Origin of the sequence: Okeania sp. SIO3I5, assembly GCF_010672085.1 — a bacterium.
Taxonomy (GTDB): domain Bacteria; phylum Cyanobacteriota; class Cyanobacteriia; order Cyanobacteriales; family Microcoleaceae; genus Trichodesmium.
This window is the reverse complement of the sequence record NZ_JAAHHT010000114.1, coordinates 1-22375: the sequence shown is the minus strand read 5'-3', so window position 1 is coordinate 22375 and position 22375 is coordinate 1. Positions and strand designations below refer to the sequence as shown.

The 22375-nt window shown below is 38.1% G+C and carries 32 protein-coding genes and 1 pseudogene; all 33 read left to right on the top strand.

All coding sequences use genetic code 11. The features are described from left to right. Positions 1-256 precede the first annotated feature (256 nt). Complete coding sequence (rplC, locus tag F6K40_RS22980) at positions 257-940, top strand: 50S ribosomal protein L3 (RefSeq protein WP_293139424.1); 684 nt, start codon at positions 257-259, stop codon at positions 938-940. A 208-nt stretch (positions 941-1148) separates the two neighbouring features. Next, positions 1149-1787 carry a 50S ribosomal protein L4 gene (gene rplD / locus F6K40_RS22975; protein ID WP_293139423.1) on the top strand — a complete coding sequence of 213 codons (639 nt, stop codon included), beginning with the start codon at positions 1149-1151 and terminating at the stop codon, positions 1785-1787. Next, on the top strand, positions 1777-2082 hold the full coding sequence (locus F6K40_RS22970) for a 50S ribosomal protein L23 (RefSeq protein WP_293139422.1): 306 nt from the start codon (positions 1777-1779) through the stop codon (positions 2080-2082). Before rplD ends, F6K40_RS22970 begins: the two co-directional genes overlap by 11 nt. A 203-nt stretch (positions 2083-2285) precedes the next feature. Further along, complete coding sequence (rplB, locus tag F6K40_RS22965) at positions 2286-3149, top strand: 50S ribosomal protein L2 (protein ID WP_293139421.1); 864 nt, start codon at positions 2286-2288, stop codon at positions 3147-3149. Positions 3150-3302: 153 nt separating this feature from the next. Further along, complete coding sequence (gene rpsS / locus F6K40_RS22960; protein ID WP_293139420.1) at positions 3303-3578, top strand: 30S ribosomal protein S19; 276 nt, start codon at positions 3303-3305, stop codon at positions 3576-3578. Between the two features lie 213 nt (positions 3579-3791). Then, entirely contained in the window at positions 3792-4151 is a 360-nt protein-coding gene (gene rplV / locus F6K40_RS22955; RefSeq protein WP_293139429.1) for a 50S ribosomal protein L22, read from the top strand. Between the two features lie 50 nt (positions 4152-4201). Then, entirely contained in the window at positions 4202-4930 is a 729-nt protein-coding gene (gene rpsC / locus F6K40_RS22950) for a 30S ribosomal protein S3 (protein WP_293139419.1), read from the top strand. 296 nt (positions 4931-5226) lie between these two features. Then, on the top strand, positions 5227-5640 hold the full coding sequence (rplP, locus tag F6K40_RS22945) for a 50S ribosomal protein L16 (protein WP_293139418.1): 414 nt from the start codon (positions 5227-5229) through the stop codon (positions 5638-5640). Between the two features lie 3 nt (positions 5641-5643). Further along, a complete protein-coding gene (gene rpmC, locus F6K40_RS22940) occupies positions 5644-5892 on the top strand; it encodes a 50S ribosomal protein L29 (protein WP_293139417.1) in 249 nt (82 codons plus the stop codon). A gap of 234 nt (positions 5893-6126) precedes the next feature. Then, on the top strand, positions 6127-6375 hold the full coding sequence (gene rpsQ, locus F6K40_RS22935) for a 30S ribosomal protein S17 (protein WP_293139416.1): 249 nt from the start codon (positions 6127-6129) through the stop codon (positions 6373-6375). Between the two features lie 253 nt (positions 6376-6628). Further along, entirely contained in the window at positions 6629-6997 is a 369-nt protein-coding gene (gene rplN / locus F6K40_RS22930; RefSeq protein WP_293139415.1) for a 50S ribosomal protein L14, read from the top strand. Next, entirely contained in the window at positions 6997-7380 is a 384-nt protein-coding gene (gene rplX, locus F6K40_RS22925) for a 50S ribosomal protein L24 (protein WP_293139414.1), read from the top strand. The genes rplN and rplX overlap by 1 nt, the downstream gene beginning before the upstream one ends. Positions 7381-7468: 88 nt before the next feature. After that, positions 7469-8011 (top strand): 50S ribosomal protein L5, encoded by a 543-nt coding sequence (gene rplE, locus F6K40_RS22920; RefSeq protein WP_293139413.1) that lies wholly within the window; start codon positions 7469-7471, stop codon positions 8009-8011. Positions 8012-8039: 28 nt separating this feature from the next. Continuing rightward, positions 8040-8441, top strand: a complete 402-nt coding sequence (gene rpsH, locus F6K40_RS22915; RefSeq protein WP_293139412.1) for a 30S ribosomal protein S8 — start codon at positions 8040-8042, stop codon at positions 8439-8441. Between the two features lie 152 nt (positions 8442-8593). Continuing rightward, the gene (gene rplF / locus F6K40_RS22910; RefSeq protein ID WP_293139411.1) at positions 8594-9133 is read left to right on the top strand and encodes a 50S ribosomal protein L6; all 540 of its coding nucleotides are present in this window, start codon (positions 8594-8596) and stop codon (positions 9131-9133) included. 3 nt (positions 9134-9136) lie between these two features. Next, positions 9137-9499 (top strand): 50S ribosomal protein L18, encoded by a 363-nt coding sequence (gene rplR, locus F6K40_RS22905; protein WP_293139410.1) that lies wholly within the window; start codon positions 9137-9139, stop codon positions 9497-9499. A gap of 267 nt (positions 9500-9766) precedes the next feature. Beyond that, a complete protein-coding gene (gene rpsE, locus F6K40_RS22900) occupies positions 9767-10312 on the top strand; it encodes a 30S ribosomal protein S5 (protein WP_293139409.1) in 546 nt (181 codons plus the stop codon). A gap of 234 nt (positions 10313-10546) precedes the next feature. Continuing rightward, the gene (gene rplO, locus F6K40_RS22895; RefSeq protein WP_293139408.1) at positions 10547-11044 is read left to right on the top strand and encodes a 50S ribosomal protein L15; all 498 of its coding nucleotides are present in this window, start codon (positions 10547-10549) and stop codon (positions 11042-11044) included. Positions 11045-11113: 69 nt separating this feature from the next. Next, a complete protein-coding gene (secY, locus tag F6K40_RS22890) occupies positions 11114-12454 on the top strand; it encodes a preprotein translocase subunit SecY (protein ID WP_293139407.1) in 1341 nt (446 codons plus the stop codon). Continuing rightward, positions 12454-13053, top strand: a complete 600-nt coding sequence (locus F6K40_RS22885) for an adenylate kinase (RefSeq protein ID WP_293139406.1) — start codon at positions 12454-12456, stop codon at positions 13051-13053. The genes secY and F6K40_RS22885 overlap by 1 nt, the downstream gene beginning before the upstream one ends. A gap of 31 nt (positions 13054-13084) precedes the next feature. After that, positions 13085-13306: a translation initiation factor IF-1 gene (gene infA / locus F6K40_RS22880; RefSeq protein ID WP_293139405.1), complete on the top strand. Its 222-nt coding sequence runs from the start codon at positions 13085-13087 to the stop codon at positions 13304-13306. Positions 13307-13514: 208 nt separating this feature from the next. Then, positions 13515-13739: a translation initiation factor IF-1 gene (gene infA / locus F6K40_RS22875; protein WP_006276978.1), complete on the top strand. Its 225-nt coding sequence runs from the start codon at positions 13515-13517 to the stop codon at positions 13737-13739. A gap of 109 nt (positions 13740-13848) precedes the next feature. Further along, the gene (gene rpmJ / locus F6K40_RS22870; protein WP_011612502.1) at positions 13849-13962 is read left to right on the top strand and encodes a 50S ribosomal protein L36; all 114 of its coding nucleotides are present in this window, start codon (positions 13849-13851) and stop codon (positions 13960-13962) included. Between the two features lie 89 nt (positions 13963-14051). Next, a complete protein-coding gene (rpsM, locus tag F6K40_RS22865; RefSeq protein WP_293139404.1) occupies positions 14052-14435 on the top strand; it encodes a 30S ribosomal protein S13 in 384 nt (127 codons plus the stop codon). A gap of 873 nt (positions 14436-15308) precedes the next feature. Then, positions 15309-15704 (top strand): 30S ribosomal protein S11, encoded by a 396-nt coding sequence (rpsK, locus tag F6K40_RS22860; protein WP_094675128.1) that lies wholly within the window; start codon positions 15309-15311, stop codon positions 15702-15704. A gap of 45 nt (positions 15705-15749) precedes the next feature. After that, a complete protein-coding gene (locus F6K40_RS22855) occupies positions 15750-16694 on the top strand; it encodes a DNA-directed RNA polymerase subunit alpha (protein WP_365672461.1) in 945 nt (314 codons plus the stop codon). Between the two features lie 134 nt (positions 16695-16828). Further along, positions 16829-17179, top strand: a complete 351-nt coding sequence (rplQ, locus tag F6K40_RS22850; RefSeq protein ID WP_293139402.1) for a 50S ribosomal protein L17 — start codon at positions 16829-16831, stop codon at positions 17177-17179. Between the two features lie 188 nt (positions 17180-17367). Continuing rightward, the gene (truA, locus tag F6K40_RS22845) at positions 17368-18186 is read left to right on the top strand and encodes a tRNA pseudouridine(38-40) synthase TruA (RefSeq protein WP_293139401.1); all 819 of its coding nucleotides are present in this window, start codon (positions 17368-17370) and stop codon (positions 18184-18186) included. 342 nt (positions 18187-18528) lie between these two features. Further along, a complete protein-coding gene (gene rplM / locus F6K40_RS22840; RefSeq protein ID WP_293139400.1) occupies positions 18529-18981 on the top strand; it encodes a 50S ribosomal protein L13 in 453 nt (150 codons plus the stop codon). Between the two features lie 41 nt (positions 18982-19022). Continuing rightward, positions 19023-19187, top strand: a pseudogene (locus F6K40_RS40985) (zinc ribbon domain-containing protein); the annotation flags it as partial. A 211-nt stretch (positions 19188-19398) separates the two neighbouring features. Further along, on the top strand, positions 19399-19809 hold the full coding sequence (gene rpsI, locus F6K40_RS22835) for a 30S ribosomal protein S9 (RefSeq protein ID WP_293139399.1): 411 nt from the start codon (positions 19399-19401) through the stop codon (positions 19807-19809). A gap of 345 nt (positions 19810-20154) precedes the next feature. Next, entirely contained in the window at positions 20155-20439 is a 285-nt protein-coding gene (gene rpmE, locus F6K40_RS22830; protein WP_293139398.1) for a 50S ribosomal protein L31, read from the top strand. A gap of 486 nt (positions 20440-20925) precedes the next feature. Then, positions 20926-22035, top strand: a complete 1110-nt coding sequence (gene prfA / locus F6K40_RS22825; RefSeq protein ID WP_293139397.1) for a peptide chain release factor 1 — start codon at positions 20926-20928, stop codon at positions 22033-22035. The last annotated feature ends 340 nt before the right edge of the window (positions 22036-22375 follow it).

Below are 22375 nucleotides of genomic sequence, written 5' to 3'. Positions count from 1 at the left end.
CCCTAATGATTTGTGAGAAAAAACTGTAAGGGTTTGGTCTCTAAATCTAAACAAAAAAGGGATTTGGAAAAACCCCTACGATAAAATTTTACAACTGAAATAGGATTGCTATAGTCTGTCTTAGACATATTAAATACAGACAATATTAGAACGAAATATTGGATATAAACTAATCTTTGTTTGATAAAATAAAGATGATTTATTGAAACTAATAAATATTCTTGTTGTAGTGCATAAAAAATAAAGGAGAGCGACAGTGACAGTTGGTATCCTTGGCACAAAACTAGGCATGACACAAGTATTTGAAGCTGAAACCGGAAAAGCAATTCCTGTAACAGTAGTTCAAGCAGGTCCATGTATAGTTACCCAGATCAAAACAGAACAAACAGATGGTTATACTGCAGTTCAAATTGGATATGGTGAAGCCAAAAATAAAACCCGTAAACTAAATACAAAAGAACCAAAAGAAGTTAATAAGTATTTAACTAACCCTCAACAAGGACACTTAGTTAAATCAGGTGGTACTCCTTTACGTCATCTACGAGAATACAGAGTAGATAATACAGGTAACTTTGAATTAGGTCAACAAATAAAAGTCGATCTATTTGAAGCAGGTCAACTCGTTGATGTTACAGGAAAAAGTATCGGAAAAGGCTTTGCTGGTTATCAAAAACGTCATAACTTTAGACGTGGACCAATGGCACACGGCTCCAAAAACCATCGCTTACCAGGTTCCACAGGTCCAGGAACAACTCCAGGACGTGTTTATCCAGGAAAGAAAATGGCAGGACATTTAGGAGATGTGCGAGTTACTACGAAAAAATTGAAAGTAGTAAGAATAGATGCCGAACGAAACCTATTACTAATTAAAGGAACTATTCCTGGTAAACCAGGCGCATTAGTTAGTGTTGCACCAGCAAAAATAGTAGGTAAAAAGTAAAATGAATAATTAATAATGAATAATGAATAATTAAAGAATTTTGGCATTACCTATTACTAATTAGTCGAAAATAAATTAATAATAAATAGTTAAAGAATTATTGCATTATTAATTGTTGATTGCATCAGACTTCATGCTGAAGTATTGCTTGAATTTTGATAGTTGAATGGTTACTGTCAAAGATGGAGAAAATTTTTGAGATAAAAAGATGGTTGATTGTGTTGTAAAAAACTGGGAAGGTGAAGAAGTTGGGCAAGCAACTCTCAACTTACGAGTAGCGAAGGAAGAAAGTGCAGCTCATGTTGTTCACAGATCCCTAAGACTACAAATGGCAAATAACCGCCAGGGAACAGCTAGCACCAAAACCAGATCGGAAGTAAGAGGTGGTGGACGTAAACCCTGGCGACAAAAAGGAACAGGTAGAGCAAGAGCAGGTTCGATCCGTTCTCCCCTATGGCGTGGTGGTGGTGTAATTTTTGGTCCTAAACCAAGAGACTATTCCCACAAAATGAACCGGAAGGAAAAACGTCTAGCACTTAGCACTGCTTTCCAAAGTCGCTCAGAAGACTTAACAGTTATAGAAGACTTTGGCGAACAATTTACCAAACCAAAAACTAAAGAATTGATGCAGGCGATCGCTCGTTGGGGAGTAGATACAGAAGCAAAAATTCTGTTAGTTTTGCCAGAGAAACAAGAAAACGTTTATTTGTCAGGTCGTAACGTTGCCAAGCTAAAAATTAGTCTAGCCAACAATTTGAATATTTACGATATTCTACAAGCAGATAAAATTATAGCGACTGCAACAGCAATTGCCAAAATTCAGGAGGTCTACGGGAATGAAACTTGATTCGCGAGACTTAGTAGATATCATTAAAAACCCAGTTGTTACAGAAAAAGCTACTAGGTTAATGGAGCTAAATCAATATACATTTGATGTAGATCCAAGGGCAACAAAGCCAATGATTAAAGAAGTAATTGAGCAAGTATTTGAGGTAAAAGTAATAGGAATTAACACCCTAAATTTACCAAGAAAAAAGCGTCGAGTTGGCAAATTTATAGGTTTCAAACCTCAATATAAAAGAGCTATTGTCACCCTAGAAGATGGGGAACCAATTCGGAAAGTTCTGTTCCCAGACCTCTAAAAAATATTAAGCACTCAGCGGTCAGCACTCAGCTATCAGCTATGAGTTATTAACTTATTATTAGATGTTTCCATACAAGAGGGAACAATGAAATTGGTCGTCAACTAACTTTTAGTCAGTTATTAGGGTTAAAAGCTGAAAGCTGAAAGCTAATAGCTGAAAGCTTACTATAAAATATCAAGTGGGATAAAGAATAAATTATTATGGGTATTCGTGCTTACCGACCCTATACTCCAAGTACCCGAGAACATAGTGTTTCAGACTTTGCTGAAGTCACTAAGTCGAAACCAGAAAAAACTCTGGTAAAATTCAAACATAGAAAAAAGGGTCGTAATAACCGTGGTGTGGTTACCTGTCGTCATCGAGGCGGAGGGGCTAAAAAACTATATCGTGTTATAGACTTCCATCGTAACAAACATAATGTTCCAGCGAAAGTCGCAGCAATAGAATACGACCCCAACCGGAACGCCAGAATAGCACTTCTACATTATCAAGATGGAGAAAAGCGCTATATCCTGCATCCTGTAGGATTAAAAGTTGGAACATTCATCACCTCTGGAGTCAACGCTCCACTAGAGATCGGTAATGCTTTACCTCTGAGTCAAATTCCTTTGGGTACAGACGTTCATAACATAGAACTCGTCCCTGGCAAAGGAGGACAAATGGCGCGTTCTGCTGGTGCTGTAGCTCAAGTAGTAGCAAAAGAAGGTGAGTATGTAACACTCAAACTCCCTTCTGGTGAACGACGTAAAGTCAGAGCAAGTTGCTACGCTACTCTAGGCCAAATCGGCAACATTGAGCATCGGAATATCAGCTTAGGTAAAGCAGGTCGTAATCGTTGGAAAGGCAAGAGACCAACTGTTAGAGGTAGTGTGATGAACCCAGTCGATCACCCACATGGTGGTGGTGAAGGTCGAGCGCCAGTTGGTAGAAGTGGACCTGTTACTCCTTGGGGTAAACCAGCATTAGGTATGAAAACCCGCAAGAAGAAAAAACAGAGTGATGCTTTAATTGTACAACGTCGGCGTAAGTCATCGAAACGAGGCAAAGGCGGTCGTCAAAGCTAAGAAGCGTTCAGCACTCATAAATTTAGTAGGATCATGTTTTAATTAGATATCTCCGATAATCAAAAATTAAATTAATTATCGCGCGGAAATCATCAATTATTTGCCCTACTCCCTACTTCCTACTCCCTATTCCCTCTTGAAATAAATTCAATTATGTCTCGTTCATTAAAAAAAGGACCATTCATTGCGGATACTCTGTTGAAGAAAGTAGAAGCTTTAAATGCTAAAAATCAAAAACAGGTAATTAAAACTTGGTCAAGAGCTTCAACTATTATCCCTGATATGGTGGGTCACACTATAGCAGTACACAACGGACGTCAGCACGTTCCTGTTTTTATCTCTGACCAGATGGTAGGTCATAAATTAGGTGAATTTGCACCAACTAGAACATATCGGGGTCACGGTTCAGATAGAAAGTCAAAAAGATAAATAACAGGACTTACGACTCAAACAAGAAATCGGGTTTATTGCCCTAATTATTGTTGTTCAAATCAACGCAAGTATTAATTTAACAAATGCGGTCAGCTTGATCGCTAATACCTGTGGATGAGTAACCGCCAACGGTAGGGACGTTGCATAAGGGCGTCCGTACAGCAAGAATTAAAAATCAGATTATCACGTTATGTGACGTTTATATCAGTTATGCCTGTAGATACCAGTACAGAAGTAAAAGCAATAGCGCGTTATATCCGAATGTCTCCGTTTAAAGTACGGCGGGTTCTCGATCAAATTCGTGGTATTTCTTACCGGGAAGCATTAATCATCCTGGAATTTATGCCATACCGAGCTTGTCTTCCAATTCGGAAAGTCTTACGTTCAGCAGCAGCAAATGCCGAGAATAATAAAGGGATAGACCCAGAAACCTTAGTTATTTCCCAAGCTTTTGCTGACCAAGGACCTTGTTTGCCACGTTATCGACCCCGCGCTCAAGGTCGTGCTTACAAAATTCGGAAACCAACTTGTCACATTACAGTGGCAGTTGCTTCTTTAGTTGATGATTAACTAATTATCAGAAATTCCCTTGATTAGATTAAAATACTATATTAAGAGTAATGGGACAAAAAATACATCCAACTGGTTTTAGACTAGGTATTACCCAAGAACATCGTTCTCGTTGGTACGCCGATCCTAAGAACTACCCAGACCTATTGGAAGAAGACCACAAAATTCGTCTATATGTGAAGAAAACTCTTGCTAACGCTGGAATTTCTCAAATCCGGATCGAGAGAAAAGCAGAGCAGATTGATTTAGAAGTTAACACAGCTAGACCAGGTGTAGTGGTTGGTAGAGGTGGTGCGGGTATTGATTCTTTGAGGGTGGGGTTACAAAAACTTTTGGGTAGCAACCGTCAAATCAGAATCAATGTTGTTGAAGTTACAAAGGTAGACACTGATGCGATGCTCATTGGTGAATACATCGCTCAACAACTAGAAAAAAGGGTATCTTTTCGCCGAGTTGTACGTCAAGCTATAACTAGAGCACAAAAAGCTGGTGTAGAAGGCATTAAGGTACAAGTCAGTGGCCGGGTTAACGGAGCAGAAATTGCTCGGACTGAGGTGACGAGAGAAGGTAGTGTACCTTTGCATACATTAAGAGCTGATATTGATTATGCTTATTGTACTGCGAAAACAATCTACGGTATCCTTGGTATTAAAATTTGGATTTTCAAAGGAGAAATAATTCCTGGTCAAGAAGAACTTGCTAGTGCTCAAGAAAGGCAACCAAAACGTAGACAACAAAAACGTCGTCAGCAATATGAAGACAGGTCTAACGAAGGATAAATTTTAGGGAATTTAGAATTTAGAATTCAGAATTTAGAATTCAATTGAATTTAGAATTCAGAATTTAGAGGTTGAGTTCTTACTGTGACTATTGAATTTAGAATTCAGAATTTAGAGGTTGAGTTTTTACTGTGACTATTGAATTTAGAATTCAGAATTCAGAGTTTGAGTTCTTACTGTGACTATTGAATTTAGAAGTTGAATTCTTAGTATGGCTATTTTTTTCTAAAGTTCAACTAACCTCCCTGATAACTGTTATATCAGAAAATACTAAGTCAAAAACAAAATAGTAGACTATGTTAAGTCCTAAAAGAACAAAATTCCGGAAACAGCAACGCGGACGGATGAGGGGTAATGCAAATAGTGGCAATAAGATTAACTTTGGTGAATATGCGCTCCAAGCATTAGAACCTTCTTGGATTACTTCCCGTCAAATAGAAGCTGCTCGTCGTGCTATGACTCGTTACATCCGTAGGGGTGGAAAAATTTGGATTCGTGTGTTTCCAGATAAACCAGTTACAATGCGAGCTGCAGAAACTCGTATGGGTTCTGGTAAAGGTGCCCCTGAATACTGGGTTGCAGTTGTCAAACCAGGTCGTATTATGTTTGAGTTGGGCGGAGTGGCAGAAGATATAGCTCGTGAAGCTATGCGCTTGGCATCATTTAAGTTGCCAATTAAGACAAGGTTTATTGTACGCGAGGAGGATTAATTTATGGCTTTGCCAAAAGTAGCAGAAGTTAGGGAATTGAGTGATGAAGAACTTGCTACTGAAATAGTTAAAGTTAAGCGAGAACTGTTTGATCTACGAATCCTCAAAGGTACAGGAAGAATGGAAAAAACACACCTGTTTAAGCATAACCGTCATAGATTAGCTCAGTTATTAACAGTAGAAAAAGAACGGGAATTAGCTAAAAAAGCAGAAGATTCTACTACTGTTGAAACAGAAGAAAACCCTGAGTAAAAATCATAGCGCTACGCGCTAGGGAATAGGGAATAGGGAATAGGGAATAGTAAACTTTCAAAAGGTGTCAGGATTTAGAAATGTCCTAATCTTTGCTTGGAGTGCTATAAAACTTAATATGTGTTGCAGTTATAAAATATTAGTCAAATATTTATTGTTAACACTCTATGAAAATTTTATCCTTTGGGTAAAAATCAAGAATACTTTTAACTTATAAAATAGTGAAGGAAAATTATGGCAGCAAAAGAAAGAGTGGGGGTAGTTGTCAGCAACAAAATGGACAAAACAATAGTGGTGGCGATCGAAAACCGCTCTGCTCACCCTAGGTATGGTAAAACAGTCGTTAAAACTAAAAAATATAAAGTTCACGACGAAGAAAATAAATGTAACGAAGGCGATCGCGTTCGGATTACAGAAACTCGCCCTCTGAGTAGAACTAAACGTTGGGAACTTGCAGAAATTATCAATTCAAAGGTTAGTTGATAATGAATAATTAATAATGAATAATTAATAATTATTTAGTTATCCATTGATAAAGCTATTAATAATTGAACAAGTTACAGCAATGCATGAGGATTAATCTCTATCTTTGTAACACAAGCATCTTGCTTGTTACAACCTGGAAGGTTGTGTTACTAAAATTACTAAATGAAATTTTGTACCTCACGCGCCTCCGAAATTGCTGTAATTACAACTAAATTTGGTTTAGCATAAACTATCTATCAGAAAAACCACCATGATTCAACAACAATCTTTACTAAATGTAGCTGATAATAGCGGTGCCCGAAAATTAATGTGCATTCGAGTAGTGGGTGGTGGAAATCGTCGGTACGCCCACATAGGTGATGTAATTATAGCTGTAGTTAAAGACGCATCTCCTAATATGGCCGTGAAAAAATCAGATGTAGTGAGAGCTGTTGTGGTTCGGACTAAAAAAGGTTTGCGCCGAGACAGTGGTATGAGCATTAGATTTGACGATAACGCAGCGGTGATCATCAACCAGGATGGAAACCCACGGGGTACTCGCGTTTTTGGCCCAGTTGCTCGTGAATTACGAGACAGAAATTTTACTAAAATTGTATCCCTAGCACCGGAGGTACTGTAATGTCTAGAAAGAAAAAACCCTTGATGAGCGCTAATGGAAAACCTATACGCTATAAGATGCACGTTAAGAAGGGTGACACAGTTCAAGTAATTGCAGGAAAAGATAAAGGTAAGGTAGGTGAAATTCTACAGATATTACCTAAGATTAGCAAAGTTGTAGTTAAAGATGTTAACATAAAAACAAAGCACGTTAAGCCTCAACAAGAGGGAGAGTCAGGTAAAATTGTCACCACTGAAGCTCCAATTCACAGCTCTAACGTCATGCTCTATTCTACTAAACAAAAAGTAGCTAGTCGTATTTGTTATACATTTACAGATGATGGACGGAAAGTACGAATGCTAAAAAAAACAGGAGAAATTTTAGATAAAATTGAGAAAAAATGAGTCAATAATCTTCGATATTTTTTAAGAAGTAAAGATTCAAAAAATATCTGTGTTTTCTCAAGAAATTATTCAATTAATAACCGAAAAAATGTCAGATACACTGAAGAAATATTATCACAAAACAATTGTTCCTAAACTGACAGAACAATTTAAGTATAAAAATATTCACCAAGTCCCAAAACTGGTAAAAGTAACAATTAATCGTGGTTTAGGGGAAGCATCTCAAAATGCTAAAGCTTTAGACTCATCCGTCAAGGAAATAGCTACAATTACAGGTCAAAAACCAGTAGTAACTAGGGCAAAAAAAGCGATCGCTGGATTTAAAATCCGTGAAGGAATGCCAGTAGGAGTAATGGTGACTCTACGTTCTGACAGAATGTATGAATTTCTAGAACGACTAATAAACTTAGCATTACCTAGAATTAGAGATTTCCGAGGCATAAATCCTAAAAGCTTTGACGGCCGAGGCAATTATAGTTTAGGCGTTAAAGAACAACTAATTTTTCCCGAGATAGAATATGACAAAATCGATCAAATTAGAGGAATGGATATCTCAATTATTACCACAGCTAAAACTGATGAAGAAGGCCGTGCCCTACTTAAAGAAATGGGAATGCCCTTCCGGAGTTAACTAAAGTAGTTAAAGAAAAGGGGAAAAAATGGCGGCTAACGACACAATATCAGATATGTTGACGCGAATTCGCAACTCCTGCATGGCGCAACATACAACAACAAAAGTTCCAGCAACAAAGATGACTCGCAGTATTGCCAAAGTCTTGAAAGAGGAAGGTTTTATTGGTGAGTTTGAACAGGAAGGGGAAGGTCTTAAGAAATTCCTAGTAATTTCTTTAAAATACAAAGGCAAAAATCGCCAACCTATCATTAAATATTTGAAGCGAGTTAGTAAACCTGGACTCCGAGTTTATAAAAATCGCAAAGAATTGCCACGAGTTTTAGGTGGAATAGGAATAGCTATTATTTCTACATCTAGTGGAATTATGACCGATCGAGAAGCTAGAAAAAGAGGTATCGGCGGTGAAGTTCTTTGTTACGTTTGGTAATGTAAAGGAGTCAGGAGTTGTAGGGGCGATTCGCGAATCGCCTGTACAGGAGACAGAATATAAATGAGGATTTTATCTCAAAATTATTCTTGATTTCTATATTCATTAAGCCAAACAAAAAAACAGCTAGCAACCTAAATATAAAAAAAGTTATGTCACGAATTGGTAAACTTCCAATCCCGATACCTAAAAAAGTAACCATTACCATTGAGGGTCAAAAAGTAACAGTAAAAGGCCCGAAAGGTGAACTTTCTAGGGTATTGCCACCTGAGATAGCAGTGGAACAACAAGAAGAGACTATTATTGTTAAACCACAAGAAGAGTCTCGCCGGGCACGTCAGCGATATGGTCTTTGTCGCACCCTCGTTGCCAATATGGTAGAAGGTGTATCTAAAGGATATGAAAAACGACTATCGATTCAAGGTGTAGGTTATCGTGCCCAAGTTCAAGGCAAGACTTTGATCTTAAATGTGGGTTACAGTAAACCAGTCGAAATGCCTGCTCCTGAAGGTATCCAGGTAGCGGTAGAAAATAATACCAACGTAATTGTTAATGGTATTAGTAAAGAACTGGTGGGAAATACTGCAGCTAGAATTCGTGCTGTCCGTCCACCAGAAGTATATAAAGGAAAAGGCATTCGTTATGCCGGAGAAATGATTAAGCTCAAAGCGGGTAAATCAGGTAAAAAATAAACAATGAAGTACACTCGTCAAGACTCAATTAGAAAGCGACATCGCCGAGTCAGAAAAAAGGTGTTTGGGACTCCAGAACGTCCTAGACTATCAGTATTTCGCTCGAATATGCATATTTATGCACAAATAATTGATGATACTAAACAGCATACCTTGGTTGCAGCCTCGACTGTAGAAGCAGAAGTTAAGTCAAGCATTAAATCTGGTGGTAACTGTGATGCTTCTATAGAAATAGGTAAATTAATTGCCAAGCGATCGCTAGAAAAAGGAATAGAAAAAGTAGTTTTTGACCGTGGTGGCAACCTTTATCATGGTCGAGTCAAAGCCTTAGCTGAAGCAGCTCGTGAAGCTGGGTTAGACTTCTAATATTATGAATGTAGGAGTCAGGAGTCAGGAGTCAGGAGTCAGGAGGGAGAAAGAAGTTATTAGGAGAATAAATTTTTGCGGTCGCGCACCTCGGAACTGAGTTCTATCGCTAATCTAGCATTAGCATTATTAGACATCTCCAACAATAAAAAATAATATCAATTATTGTACTCATATTCATAAATTATTTTCCCCTATCCCCTACTCCCTACTTTCTCTTTTCTGTATTACAAAAAAAAATAATGAAGTTGACAAAAGGTAATAACTATGGCAGAACAGCAGCAACAACAACAACAACGTCGGAAAAAAAATCCCCGCACTAGAGAAAAAGAAGCTGAATGGCAAGAAAGAGTTGTTCAAATTCGCCGAGTCACCAAAGTTGTAAAAGGTGGTAAGAACCTGAGTTTCCGAGCTATTGTCATAGTAGGCAACGAAAAGGGCCAAGTAGGTGTTGGAGTGGGTAAGGCAGCAGATGTTATCGGTGCTGTACGGAAAGGAGTTGCTGATGGGAAAAAACATATCATAGAAGTCCCACTGACTAAATCTAACTCTATTCCTCACCCTGTCAATGGTATTGGTGGTGGAGCTAAAGTAATGATGCGACCTGCAGCACCAGGTACAGGAGTTATTGCCGGAGGAGCTGTCAGAACAGTTCTAGAACTTGCAGGCGTTCAGAATATACTAGCTAAACAATTAGGATCTAATAATCCATTAAATAATGCTAGAGCTGCTGTTAACGCTTTGGATTCTTTGAGAACATTAGCAGATGTAGCTCAAGAGCGAGATGTACCTATAGAAAATTTATATGTTTAGTTTCAAACTAGACTAATGGTCAATAATTAATAATTAACAACTAATAATTAATTATTACCTCTTCTTAAAAAGAAGAGGATTACTGGAAAGGATTTTTTTCAAGTTGAAAGAAGAGGCTTTAAACCTTGATTTTCCGGTAAAAAAAAAGTCATAAGTCAGTTGAACTGGTAATGCCGACTGCTATAATAGCTAAGTTTTCATGCAGTAAATTAACAGCTAAAAAGATTAATAAATATGCGATTAAAAGATGCAATTCCAAAAAAAGGTTCCCAACAGCGCGGTCGTAGAGTAGGTCGGGGAATCTCCGCAGGCCAAGGTGCAAGCTGCGGTAAAGGAATGCGCGGTCAAAAATCTCGCTCTGGTAGCAGTACCAGACCTGGTTTTGAAGGTGGCCAAAATCCTCTCTATCGTCGCTTGCCAAAATTAAAAAGTTTTCCGATGGTAAATCGGAAACAATACACAATTATAAATGTGAGTAAGTTGTCATCATTGCCGGCAAATACACAAGTAACTCTTACTTCCCTAATGGAACTGGGAATTATTACTACTAACGACGGTCCACTTAAAATCTTGGGAGATGGAGAGTTGAACGTCGCACTTAAGGTTTGTGCAGCAGCTTTTACAGCTTCAGCTCGGAGCAAAATAGAAGCGGCGGGTGGCAGTTGTGAACAAATTGGCACTGCTAAAACTACTATCTCTAATGAAGACTCAACAGAGGGGCAAGATAACTAATAGATCAGAAAGCAAAGAATTATACCAAACTTTGCTAAAATCAAAAATATAATCAAATCCTCAATAAATATGGACATTAGTAGAGACAAGGCACCAACTGCTCAAGAGACATTCTTGCAGATGGCCCAAGCAGCCGGATTACGAGGACGAATTCTAGTAACAATAGGTTTACTTCTGCTGGTGCGCTTAGGTGTTTATTTACCAGTACCAGGAATAAATAGAACAGCTTTTCAAGCTAGAATTGGAGATCAGGCTTTGACTGGATTCCTCGACCTTTTTTCTGGTGGTGGTTTTTCAGCATTAGGTATCTTTGCATTAGGAATCATACCCTATATTAACGCATCAATCATTATTCAATTGATGACCGCAGCCCTACCAACTTTAGAAAACTTGCAGAAAAATGAAGGGGAGGCAGGACGTCGCAAGATTTCTCAGATTACTCGCTATGTGGCATTGGGTTGGTCGGTTTTACAAAGCTTTGGTTTATCAATATATCTTAATAGCTCATCTGTAAATATTAATGGGGAACTGGTAACGGTAGCAACTAATCCAGGGCCTCTATTTATTGCCAAAACCATTTTGGCAATTACAGCAGGTTCAATGTTTGTGATGTGGATATCAGAATTAATCACAGAAAGAGGTATTGGAAATGGGGCATCCTTACTGATTTTTGTGAACATTGTTGCTGTACTGCCTCAGTCATTAGGCGATACTATTAAGTTGTTTGAAGGAGGAGACCGAGCGATCGTTGGCCGGGCAATTGTTTTGCTGCTGGTATTCTTGGTGATGATTGTGGGTATTGTATTTGTACAAGAGGGAAGTCGCAGGATACCTATACTTTCAGCTCGTCGTCAAGTAGGTAGAAAATTGTATAGGGAAACAAAAAGTTATCTACCTTTACGATTGAACCAAGGTGGGGTAATGCCAATTATTTTTGCTTCAGCAGTTTTGATATTACCTGTATCTTTAGCTCAGTTTGCCAACAATCAGATCATATCTCAGATTGCTACTGCTATTAGTCCTAGTGGTCCTACACCCTGGTTATATGCTTTATTTTATTTCGTTTTGATCTTGTTCTTCAGTTACTTCTACGCTTCCCTAATTATGAATCCAGTAGATATGTCCCAAAACCTGAAGAAAATGGGGGCAAGTATTCCAGGTATTCGTCCAGGTAAAACTACCAGTGACTATATAGAGAAAGTTTTGAATAGGTTGACTTTCCTGGGAGCTATTTTCCTGGGTTTAGTAGCAATAGTTCCTACCGCAGTAGAAAGTGCCACTCGTGTACCTACATTTAGAGGATTAGGAGCTACTTCTCTATTAATTCTAGTAGGTGTAGCAATAGATACAGCCAAACAAATTCAAACTTATGTTATCTCCCAAAGATACGAAGGAATGGTGAAGCAATAGTGGTCAAATTGGTATTTTTGGGTCCACCAGGAGCAGGGAAAGGAACACAAGCTCAAATAATAGCAGAGTCTTACCAAGTTCCTCACATTTCTACGGGTGATATTTTGCGCACTAATGTAGCAGAAAAATCTCCTTTAGGTATTCAAGCTAAAGAATATATGGATCAAGGAGATTTAGTCCCCGACGAACTTATCCTTGATATGGTTCAAAAAAGACTGGAAAATCCTGATGCTCAGAATGGTTGGATTCTAGATGGCTTTCCCCGAACTGTAACTCAGGCAGAGGAGTTTGTCAAAAAACTTTTGTCTACAGGTACAAATGAAAATGATACTGAAGGAGAAGAAGCTAAAATTAGCAATTCTTTTAACGTCATTAATTTACAAGTGCCGGATGATATTTTAGTAGCTCGTTTGTTATCAAGGGGACGTCAAGATGATAACGAAGAAACTATTAAAAATCGTTTACAAGTTTATTATCAACAAACACAACCTTTGATAGAGTTTTATCAAGGACGTCAACAGTTAATTAGCATAGATGGAAATCATTCTGTTGATGTTGTGACTAATTCTCTCAAACAAGCAGTTGAGAAATCAATCTGAAGTAACTTGGCAGGTTTGAGATTGCTAAAAATTGGCTAAACAAGATCTAATAGAAATAGAGGGAACAGTGACGGAATGCCTACCTAATCGTCTGTTCAGGGTAGACTTGGATAATGGTTCTAATATATTAGCCCATTTTTCCAGTAAAATCCGCCGTAACGTCAAAATTCGACCAGGCGATCGAGTCAAAGTAGAGTTAACAATCTACGATTTGACAAAAGGGAGAATCGCTTATCGACTCCGAAAAAAGTAGAAAATATCAAACCTACTTAAATTTTTGTCAAATTTCCCCACGGATAATTACACTCACCTACTTAAATATTTGTAGAAATATTATCCCTCATGCTAAATAACCTCTAAAAATCAAAAAATTTTGATAAGATATGTTAAGGGAATTACCTGAAATATACAGTCTGTTCCCAAACTAAATTGCTTACTTGCAGGATTGAGGTTATTAAAAGTTGTCTAAACAAGATCTCATAGAAATGGAGGGAACAGTGACGGAATCCCTTCCTAATGCCATGTTCAGGGTAGATTTGGATAATGGGTTTAATGTACTAGCTCATATTTCCGGTAAAATCCGTCGCAACTACATCAAAATTCTACCAGGCGATCGAGTCAAGGTAGAGTTAACGCCCTACGATTTGACAAAAGGCCGAATTACCTATCGACTTCGGAAAAAGTAGGAATTGTCAAATCTACTCAATATTTTGTCAGATTCGTAGAGCTTTAATATAGTTGCTAAAAACATATTAAATGATATAATATTAAATTTGTAGTGTTGCCAAAAAAGGCATGAAAGTAAGAGCATCCGTCAAAAAAATTTGTGAAAAGTGTCGCGTGATTCGTCGTCGAGGACGAGTAATGGTGATATGTGTTAACCCCAAACATAAACAACGTCAAGGTTAAACATACTTAGACACAGACATTAGAGTATATTAGTGCATACTCATCAAGCTGATGTAAATTTTATCTAAAGCTCACGGAGAAAAGTAAAAGTGGCACGAATTGCTGGGGTAGACCTCCCACGCGATAAGCGTATAGAAATTGGTCTGACATACATCTATGGAATCGGACTATCTCGGTCCCAGGACATTTTAGCTGAAACAGGTGTAAATCCTGATACCCGTGTCAAGGATTTAAGTGACGCCGATGTAGCAGCACTTCGTTCTGAAGTCCAAGAGAATTATGAAGTTGAAGGAGACCTCAGAAGATTGGAAGCCATGAGCATCAAGCGATTGATGGATATTGGTACTTATCGAGGTCGCCGACACAGGATGGGTTTACCAGTTAGAGGACAACGAACTCGCACTAATGCAAGAACTCGTAGAGGTGTACGTCGAACTGTAGCTGGTAAGAAAAAAGCTAGTGCTAAGAAGTAGAAGCTTGCTTGTATGTATATTTTGGGAAGCTATTGATATAGCAGGGAACAGGGAACAGGGAACAGGGAACAGGCATGAAAAACATTTCCTAGTCTGAGATTCATCATCAGTTGATGTCCTAACCAATTCTTTCTTAGCTATACCACCAAGATTATTAATAATATTTTAATTAAACAAACTTTGAGTCAAATTGATTTGTAGTTTGAGTAATGAGTATTATTTAATAATATTGTCTACCTATTTCTCAATTTTATATTGTATATAGCTAACTTAAAGTACAAAAAATCATACTGTTAATTCAAGCCAACTAGCTGATATTGTGAATAATTGACATTTAATTATAGCGTTATAACTGAGTCAGATTGACAACAGGTTAATTAAATGAAATTGCTAAGAATGAAAAGTCAATTATTCTTGTCTGGTGATAGCTATTATCCAGGATATATATATAAATATATTCGTGGTTAATTTTATAGACTTAGGTAAGAAAAATTTCCAAGGAGGTAAAACTGGAAGATTAGCTATTTTGACTTTTGTAGGAATTTTAGACTCATAGCTCATAGTTTGATATTGAGTGTAAAAAAATTTTACCTAAAAACAAAAATCATCAAATCAACAAGTTGACTATATATGTTAAAGGTTGTTGCTAGTATTTAAGACTATTATAATATTCAAAATTTAATAGCCAAGCAAGCAAAGTAAATAGCTAACAGATTCTGTAATCTAAAACCAATAAAATTATTTCTACTCAGTAAGGATTTAATAACTATAGTTATTAGAATACTCCAAAAAATTCTTATGAAATTAGAAGTTAGTCTACTTGTTGTAAAAAAAGTACATTATTAACCTGATATCCCACTCATAGAGATAGATATGGCACGACAACCAGGCAAAAAAACAGGTCCAAAAAAACAAAAAAAGAATGTGCCCAATGGGGTAGCTTACATCCAGTCTACCTTTAATAATACAATTGTAACTATTGCTGACCTAAATGGTGAAGTAATTTCTTGGGCCTCCGCAGGTTCGAGTGGTTTTAAAGGGGCTAAAAAAGGCACTCCCTTTGCAGCACAGACAGCAGCAGAAAGCGCAGCACGTCGAGCTAACGATCAAGGAATGCGCCAGGTGCAGGTAATGGTAAGTGGCCCTGGAGCAGGAAGAGAAACCGCAATTAGGGCTTTACAGGGAGCGGGTTTAGAAATAACTTTAATTAGAGATATTACCCCAATTCCTCATAATGGTTGCCGTCCACCAAAACGGCGTAGAGTCTAATCACAATTATTAACTCTAGGTTCAATGGAAAAGGGAGGTTACTCCGTGGCGCAATTTCATTACGAGTGTGTAGAGTCGAGAACTGACAAAGATAGAAGTCAGTACGGAAAATTTATTATAGAACCACTAGCTCGTGGTCAAGGTACAACAGTAGGAAATGCACTGAGGCGAGTTCTGCTATCTAACTTAGAAGGAACATCCGTTACATCAGTCAGGATAGCTGGAGTTAATCACGAATTTGCCACAATTAAGGGGGTAAGAGAAGATGTTCTAGAAATTCTGCTGAATATGAAAGAGGTTGTTCTCAAAAGTCATTCTCATCAACCACAAATTGGTAGATTGCGGGTAGAAGGACCAGCAACAGTAACTGCCGATCGCTTTGACGTTCCTTCAGAAGTTGAAGTAATAGATCGCAGTCAATATATCGCTACTCTATCGCCAGGATCGGTTCTGGAGATGGAATTTAGAATTGAAAAGGGAACTGGTTATAAAGCAGTAGATCGTAGTCGTGATGATATAACGGCTTTGGATTTTCTGCAAATAGATGCTATTTTTATGCCAGTTCGTAAAGTTAACTATACGATTGAGGATGCGAATATAGGCGGTTCTGTCGAACAAGACCGACTAATTATGGAGGTTTGGACTAATGGCAGTTATAGCCCTCAAGATGCCTTGAGTAATGCTGCTGGTATCTTAATGAGTTTGTTTGAACCTCTGAAAGATATTACCAATATGGCAGATATTCCATCAGGAGAACCGACAGATCCAACAAGTCAGATTCCAATAGAGGAATTACAATTATCGGTTCGCGCTTATAACTGTCTAAAAAGGGCTCAAATCAATTCAGTTGCAGACTTGTTAGATTACAGTCAAGAAGATTTGTTAGAAATCAAAAACTTTGGTCAAAAATCTGCAGAAGAAGTTATAGAAGCTTTACAAAAGCGTTTGGGAATAACTTTACCCCAAGAAAAAGTAGTTAAGGCTACTTAGAGAGAAAGAAACGTCAATAATCGGAAATGCTATTACCTTTAGTCAAAGTAGGCTAGAAACTAATTATAGACATTTCCTAAATATTTCTTGAATTTATTTAATTCAAATTTTTGCAATAAGTATTCAAAGTAGTCATGCGTCATAGTTGTCGTGTTCCCAAGTTAGGTAGGCCAACAGACCAGCGTCGCGCTCTACTGCGCTCTCTGGCAACTCAATTAATTCGTCATGGTCGAATTACTACCACAAAAACCCGTGCTAAAGCTGTACAGTCAGAAGTTGAAAGAATGATTACTTTGGCCAAGGATGGTTCCTTAGCAGCTCGCCGTCGCGCTATGGGTTATCTCTATGATAAACAGCTAGTTCACGCTTTATTTGATGGGGCAGAAGAAAGATATGGTTCTCGCAATGGAGGTTATACCCGTGTTTTGAGGACTATTCGCCGTCGTGGAGATAATGCAGAAATGGCAATTATTGAACTGGTTTGAGATTTATGGTAACAGGCAGTGGGAATCTAGAAAAGGTTAATTTTACCATTTAAAAAGCGGTTAGCAATCAGCAGTCAGCAAGATTACTTTCTAAACTTTAGAAAGGAATTTAACCCCAGTGATAAAAGCTGATAGCTGAATGCTAAAAGCTGATAGCTAGTGATGCTTTAGAAATTGGCAATTCTCCCATGGCTAATAACCAAACTTTAGTTCAGCGTGTTGCCCTTGTGATTCAATACCAAGGTACTCATTTTCATGGGTGGCAAAGACAGCCAAATCAACGAACTGTCCAAGAGGAGATTGAGAATACTATTGCTTCTGTAATTAACAAACCTGTGACTTTACATGGGGCGGGTAGAACAGATGCGGGAGTTCATGCAGCAGCTCAAGTGGCTCATTTTGATGTTTCAGGCCCTATCCCTGCTCATAAGTGGGCTACTATTCTCAATTCACGACTGGCTAATGATATTTTGATTAGAGGTTCGGCTAGAGTAGATTCTACTTGGCACTCCCGGTTTACGGCTGTTTGGCGACGTTATCGTTATACTATTTATACAGATAAACGACCAAATTTGTTTGTGATGCCTTTTGTTTGGCATTACTATCAAGCTTCTTTAGACTCACAATTGATTCAAGCAGCTTTGAATCCTTTAATTGGCCGTCATCATTTGGCTGCTTTTCAAAGAGCTGGCTCTTCTCGTCCCCATTCTTGGGTAGATGTACAAGAAGTAATGTGTGAAAGGGAGGGTCCATTTATCCATATAGAGGTTCAAGCAAGTGGATTTTTGTATGGGATGATGCGTTTATTGGTGGGGTTGCTGATTCAAGTGGGTCAAAAAGAGCGATCGCTCTCCAGTTTTACAGATATTTGGGTTAATCAAAGAAGGGAGGTTGTGAAGCACTCAGCTCCAGCTAGTGGTCTTTGTTTATTGCGGGTTGGTTATCCAGAGTTTCCTTTTCCTCAAGAAGTTTGGTACGATAGTATGCCTAAATTTATCTTTGGTTAATTTGAAAAGAGGGAGTAGGGAATAGGGGGGAAAGATATTAATGTGTTGAGTTGTTGTTCAAATTACGCAACCCTCATATCATAACCTGGTTTCTGTATAAGTCGTGAATGCTAAAAACTGATAGCTAGTGAATAGGTAATTTATCAATTGTAGCGCTATAGCAATCCGCGCTTATGTTGTAAGATTTTATCGTAGGGGTTTGGTCTCCAAATCCCTTGGTTCTTGGGTTTGGAGACCAAACCCCTACAGTTTTTTCTCACAAATGATTTCTTATGGCTATATTTGTCAAATATTAAGTAAATAGAAATATAAACAATTCAAAAACAATAACTAACAAAGAAAATGACAAATAAAACTTACTTGCCACCACAGGATGTTGATGGCAAAAAATGGTATGTTATTGATGCTGAAGGTCAGCGTTTAGGGAGATTGGCTACTGCTATTGCTATGATTATTAGGGGTAAAAATAAGCCTACTTATACTCCACATCTGGATACAGGAGACTTTGTAATTGTAGTTAATGCTGAAAAAGTAACTGTAACTGGTAATAAAAGTAGTCAGAAACTTTATCGTCGCCACTCTGGAAGACCAGGTGGTATGAAAACAGAAGTTTTTTCTAAATTACAAGCTCGTTTACCTCAAAGAATTATTGAGGAGGCAGTTTTTGGAATGCTTCCTAAAAATTCTCTAGGCAGAAAACTTCACAACAAATTAAAGGTTTATCCAGGGCCTGACCACCCTCACGAAGCTCAAAAACCTGAAACATTAACTATTAAAACTATTCCAGGAGGATAAAAATAACTAAATCTATAGTCAGGTAAGGATTTTATAAGTTTCGGCAACGATTGACAACCAAAATCGTAAGCTCTGGTGGGACAGTAGTGGTAGCTAACCAGTGGTTTCCATCATCGAAAACTTGTCATAATTGCGGTCCTATTTCAATACGAATTAAAGTTAAGAGACCGTACTATAGTATGCCCTCATTGTGGAATAAAGAATAGACCGAGACCAGAATACGGCACTGGTGTTATCTCATTATGGGAAAGTTAATCAAAAAAATAGGGAAGGCTGTGCCCGAATTTACGCTTGTGAACTGGAAGAGGTCGGCCTCCCAGGTTGAAGCAAGAAACAAACATCTTTGACTGGCAAAACCCAGGTTTTACTACCCTGAGTGCCAGAATTGTATAGGTATTGTATAGCAGGAGAAAAATAATGCAAGCAACAGAAAGTGGCCGTGCTATGTACTGGGGTACTGGTCGTCGTAAGTCTTCGGTAGCATCAGTACGTTTAGTTCCGGGTACGGGTAAATTGATTATTAATGGTAAAGAAGGAGAATTGTACCTACAGTATAATCATAATTATTTATCATCTGCTAAAGCTCCACTAGAAACGTTAGGTTTGGAAAATGAATATGACATTCTAGTTAAAGCGACAGGAGGCGGGTTAACGGGACAAGCTGAGTCAATTAGATTGGGTGTGGCTAGGGCCTTGTGCCAGTTAGATCCAGAAAATCGTAAACCTCTGAAGATAGAAGGATATTTGACTCGCGATCCCCGTGCTAAAGAACGGAAAAAGTATGGTCTACGGAAGGCTCGTAAAGCATCTCAATACTCCAAACGGTGATATATTCTTTAATGGATAATGGATAATGGATAATGGATAATGGATAATGAATTAGTCTGCTAAACTTAAGTATCTACAAAAAGTTGATTTTTTAGATATAAACAAGGGTGAAAGTTTTTCGTACAAGAATTTTCTACTCTAAATAATTATCCATTATAAATTATCAATTATCTATATAGGGATTAGGAGTAATTCCCCATACGGATAACACCTATCCTACGTGACTTAAGTAATGAATATTTGTCTATAAACTTACAAGCTCTGTTGATTAATTAAATTTTTTGTAGAATTAAGTTACAACAATTAAGAGTCAAGAAAACATTTGTAATTCAAAGAGTAAAGAAAATGCCTAAAACTGGTATTCATCCTGAATGGTATCCAGAAGCCAAAGTTTATTGTAACGGTGAAGTTGTAATGACAGTTGGTTCTACACAACCGGAAATTCATGTTGATGTTTGGTCGGGAAATCATCCCTATTTTACAGGTACTCAGAAAATTATTGATACTGAAGGAAGGGTTGAAAGATTTATGCGTAAATATAGTAAACAAGAGGGTGGTGGCTCTAAATCTACTAAATCATCTAAAGCATCTAGTAAATCTAAATCGAAAAAAAGTAAAGGTAAAAAATAGCTAGAATGTCAATTGTCCTTAATTAGTTGTCTGTCAAATAGTAAGTATTCATCCATAAGCTATTAGCTATCACTTAAAGAGTTCACAAGTAATAAGTATTAAGTAATAAGTAATAAGTAAGTAATACCTCTGCCTGAAGTCAGAGGATTCAAAAAATTCATCATTTTTTGAATTTTTCTTTATGAATAAAGAGGCTTTAAACCAACATCAACGGGCTTGATTTTACTTATGACTCATTACTCCTTACTCATGACTCATTACTCCTTACTTAAGCCCTTCGGGCTTCTGGTAAAAGCAACCCTTGAAATTGAGGGATAATTAAAAGTTACGACTTTAGTACCCTCCTTTAACCTGAGAAGAAATTATTGATTATTTGCACTCTAGCTGAATGTTTAGGTCAAATATTACAGGCAACAATTAACATGAAAATATCCAATAAAATCCCCTACAAATAAAACACTAATATTAGACAAAGGACAACTGACAATGGCTGAAACATATTTACTGGACAAATTAAAATCTGTAGAGCAAACCTATAATGAATTGACTCTGCGTTTGGCCGATCCAGATATTGCTAAAGACCCCAGCGAGTTCCAAAAAGTAGCTAAAGCACGCTCTTCCCTAGAAGAAGTGGTAAATCATTATGTAGATTGGAAAAATGCTCAGGAAGAATTAGCAGGTGCTAAGGAAATATTGAAAGAAGCTGGTGGCGACTTAGAGATGCAAGAGATGGCTAAGTTGGAAGTGGACGAGTTGGAAGTTAAGTTAGAATCTCTGGAAACTCAAATGAAAATTGCTCTACTTCCACGAGACCCCAACGATGATAAGAATATTATGTTGGAGATTAGAGCTGGTACTGGAGGAGATGAGGCCAGTATTTGGGCAGGGGATCTGGTGAGAATGTATTCCCGCTACTCAGAGACACAAAACTGGAAGGTGAGTTTGCTGAGTGAGTCTTTAGCAGATATGGGTGGTTTTAAAGAGGCAATTTTAGAAATTAAAGGGGAGCAGGTTTACAGTAAGCTGAAGTTTGAAGCAGGAGTTCATCGGGTTCAAAGGGTGCCAGTGACAGAAGCGGGTGGGAGAGTACATACTTCAACAGCAACAGTGGCCATTATGCCAGAGGTGGACGATGTGGAAGTTGAAATAGATCAGAAAGATATTGAATTGTCAACTGCTCGTTCTGGTGGAGCTGGTGGACAAAATGTGAACAAGGTTGAAACTGCTGTAGACTTGTTTCATAAGCCTACTGGAATTAGGATTTTTTGTACCCAGGAACGGAGTCAGCTACAGAACAGAGAGCGGGCAATGCAGATTTTGCGAGCTAAACTTTATGAGATTAAGTTGCAGGAGCAACAAGCAGAAGTGAGTTCTATGAGGCGATCGCAAGTAGGTACTGGTTCTCGTTCTGAAAAAATTCGTACTTATAATTATAAGGACAATCGGGCGACGGATCATCGTTTGAATCAGAACTTTTCTCTCGCACCACTTCTAGAGGGAGATATAGAAAATGTGGTTCAAGCTTGCATTACTCAAGACCAACAGGAGCGTTTACAGGAGTTGGCCGCATCTAGTTCTACTCCTATGTCAGTGTAGTTGACATTAACTTGAATTTGTGATAAAGAGAATCATTCATCTAGATTAATGGCGATGGGAAAGCGAGAACTATGTCCTCGCTTTTTTTATCTCAACGTTGGTTGAAGACCCGCGCTCTCCCGTTGGCGGAGCCTAGTGGCAGCTATTAGAGGAGCTAGGGCATGAAAACCAATCAATTTTGTGGTTTCACCATAATATGTTAGGATGTAAACGTTGACATACTCCCGACGTTGCCCTTCTATTCCCCCCTTTCAAAGGGGGGTTAGGGGGGATGGACAACGCGGGATTCTTCAGTCTGGGAAACCCTGACCGCTGCGCATGACAGAGGTGATGTCCTCCC

Bases quoted from the DNA above. Each gene is read 5' to 3' on its own strand.
- rplD (WP_293139423.1), top strand. From the start codon at position 1,149: ATGGTTGATTGTGTTGTAAAAAACTGGGAAGGTGAAGAAGTTGGGCAA.
- F6K40_RS22970 (WP_293139422.1), top strand. From the start codon at position 1,777: ATGAAACTTGATTCGCGAGACTTAGTAGATATCATTAAAAACCCAGTT.
- rplB (WP_293139421.1), top strand. From the start codon at position 2,286: ATGGGTATTCGTGCTTACCGACCCTATACTCCAAGTACCCGAGAACAT.
- rpsS (WP_293139420.1), top strand. From the start codon at position 3,303: ATGTCTCGTTCATTAAAAAAAGGACCATTCATTGCGGATACTCTGTTG.
- rplV (WP_293139429.1), top strand. From the start codon at position 3,792: ATGCCTGTAGATACCAGTACAGAAGTAAAAGCAATAGCGCGTTATATC.
- rpsC (WP_293139419.1), top strand. From the start codon at position 4,202: ATGGGACAAAAAATACATCCAACTGGTTTTAGACTAGGTATTACCCAA.
- rplP (WP_293139418.1), top strand. From the start codon at position 5,227: ATGTTAAGTCCTAAAAGAACAAAATTCCGGAAACAGCAACGCGGACGG.
- rpmC (WP_293139417.1), top strand. From the start codon at position 5,644: ATGGCTTTGCCAAAAGTAGCAGAAGTTAGGGAATTGAGTGATGAAGAA.
- rpsQ (WP_293139416.1), top strand. From the start codon at position 6,127: ATGGCAGCAAAAGAAAGAGTGGGGGTAGTTGTCAGCAACAAAATGGAC.
- rplN (WP_293139415.1), top strand. From the start codon at position 6,629: ATGATTCAACAACAATCTTTACTAAATGTAGCTGATAATAGCGGTGCC.
- rplX (WP_293139414.1), top strand. From the start codon at position 6,997: ATGTCTAGAAAGAAAAAACCCTTGATGAGCGCTAATGGAAAACCTATA.
- rplE (WP_293139413.1), top strand. From the start codon at position 7,469: ATGTCAGATACACTGAAGAAATATTATCACAAAACAATTGTTCCTAAA.
- rpsH (WP_293139412.1), top strand. From the start codon at position 8,040: ATGGCGGCTAACGACACAATATCAGATATGTTGACGCGAATTCGCAAC.
- rplF (WP_293139411.1), top strand. From the start codon at position 8,594: ATGTCACGAATTGGTAAACTTCCAATCCCGATACCTAAAAAAGTAACC.
- rplR (WP_293139410.1), top strand. From the start codon at position 9,137: ATGAAGTACACTCGTCAAGACTCAATTAGAAAGCGACATCGCCGAGTC.
- rpsE (WP_293139409.1), top strand. From the start codon at position 9,767: ATGGCAGAACAGCAGCAACAACAACAACAACGTCGGAAAAAAAATCCC.
- rplO (WP_293139408.1), top strand. From the start codon at position 10,547: ATGCGATTAAAAGATGCAATTCCAAAAAAAGGTTCCCAACAGCGCGGT.
- secY (WP_293139407.1), top strand. From the start codon at position 11,114: ATGGACATTAGTAGAGACAAGGCACCAACTGCTCAAGAGACATTCTTG.
- rpmJ (WP_011612502.1), top strand. From the start codon at position 13,849: ATGAAAGTAAGAGCATCCGTCAAAAAAATTTGTGAAAAGTGTCGCGTG.
- rpsK (WP_094675128.1), top strand. From the start codon at position 15,309: ATGGCACGACAACCAGGCAAAAAAACAGGTCCAAAAAAACAAAAAAAG.
- rplQ (WP_293139402.1), top strand. From the start codon at position 16,829: ATGCGTCATAGTTGTCGTGTTCCCAAGTTAGGTAGGCCAACAGACCAG.
- truA (WP_293139401.1), top strand. From the start codon at position 17,368: ATGGCTAATAACCAAACTTTAGTTCAGCGTGTTGCCCTTGTGATTCAA.
- rplM (WP_293139400.1), top strand. From the start codon at position 18,529: ATGACAAATAAAACTTACTTGCCACCACAGGATGTTGATGGCAAAAAA.
- rpsI (WP_293139399.1), top strand. From the start codon at position 19,399: ATGCAAGCAACAGAAAGTGGCCGTGCTATGTACTGGGGTACTGGTCGT.
- rpmE (WP_293139398.1), top strand. From the start codon at position 20,155: ATGCCTAAAACTGGTATTCATCCTGAATGGTATCCAGAAGCCAAAGTT.
- prfA (WP_293139397.1), top strand. From the start codon at position 20,926: ATGGCTGAAACATATTTACTGGACAAATTAAAATCTGTAGAGCAAACC.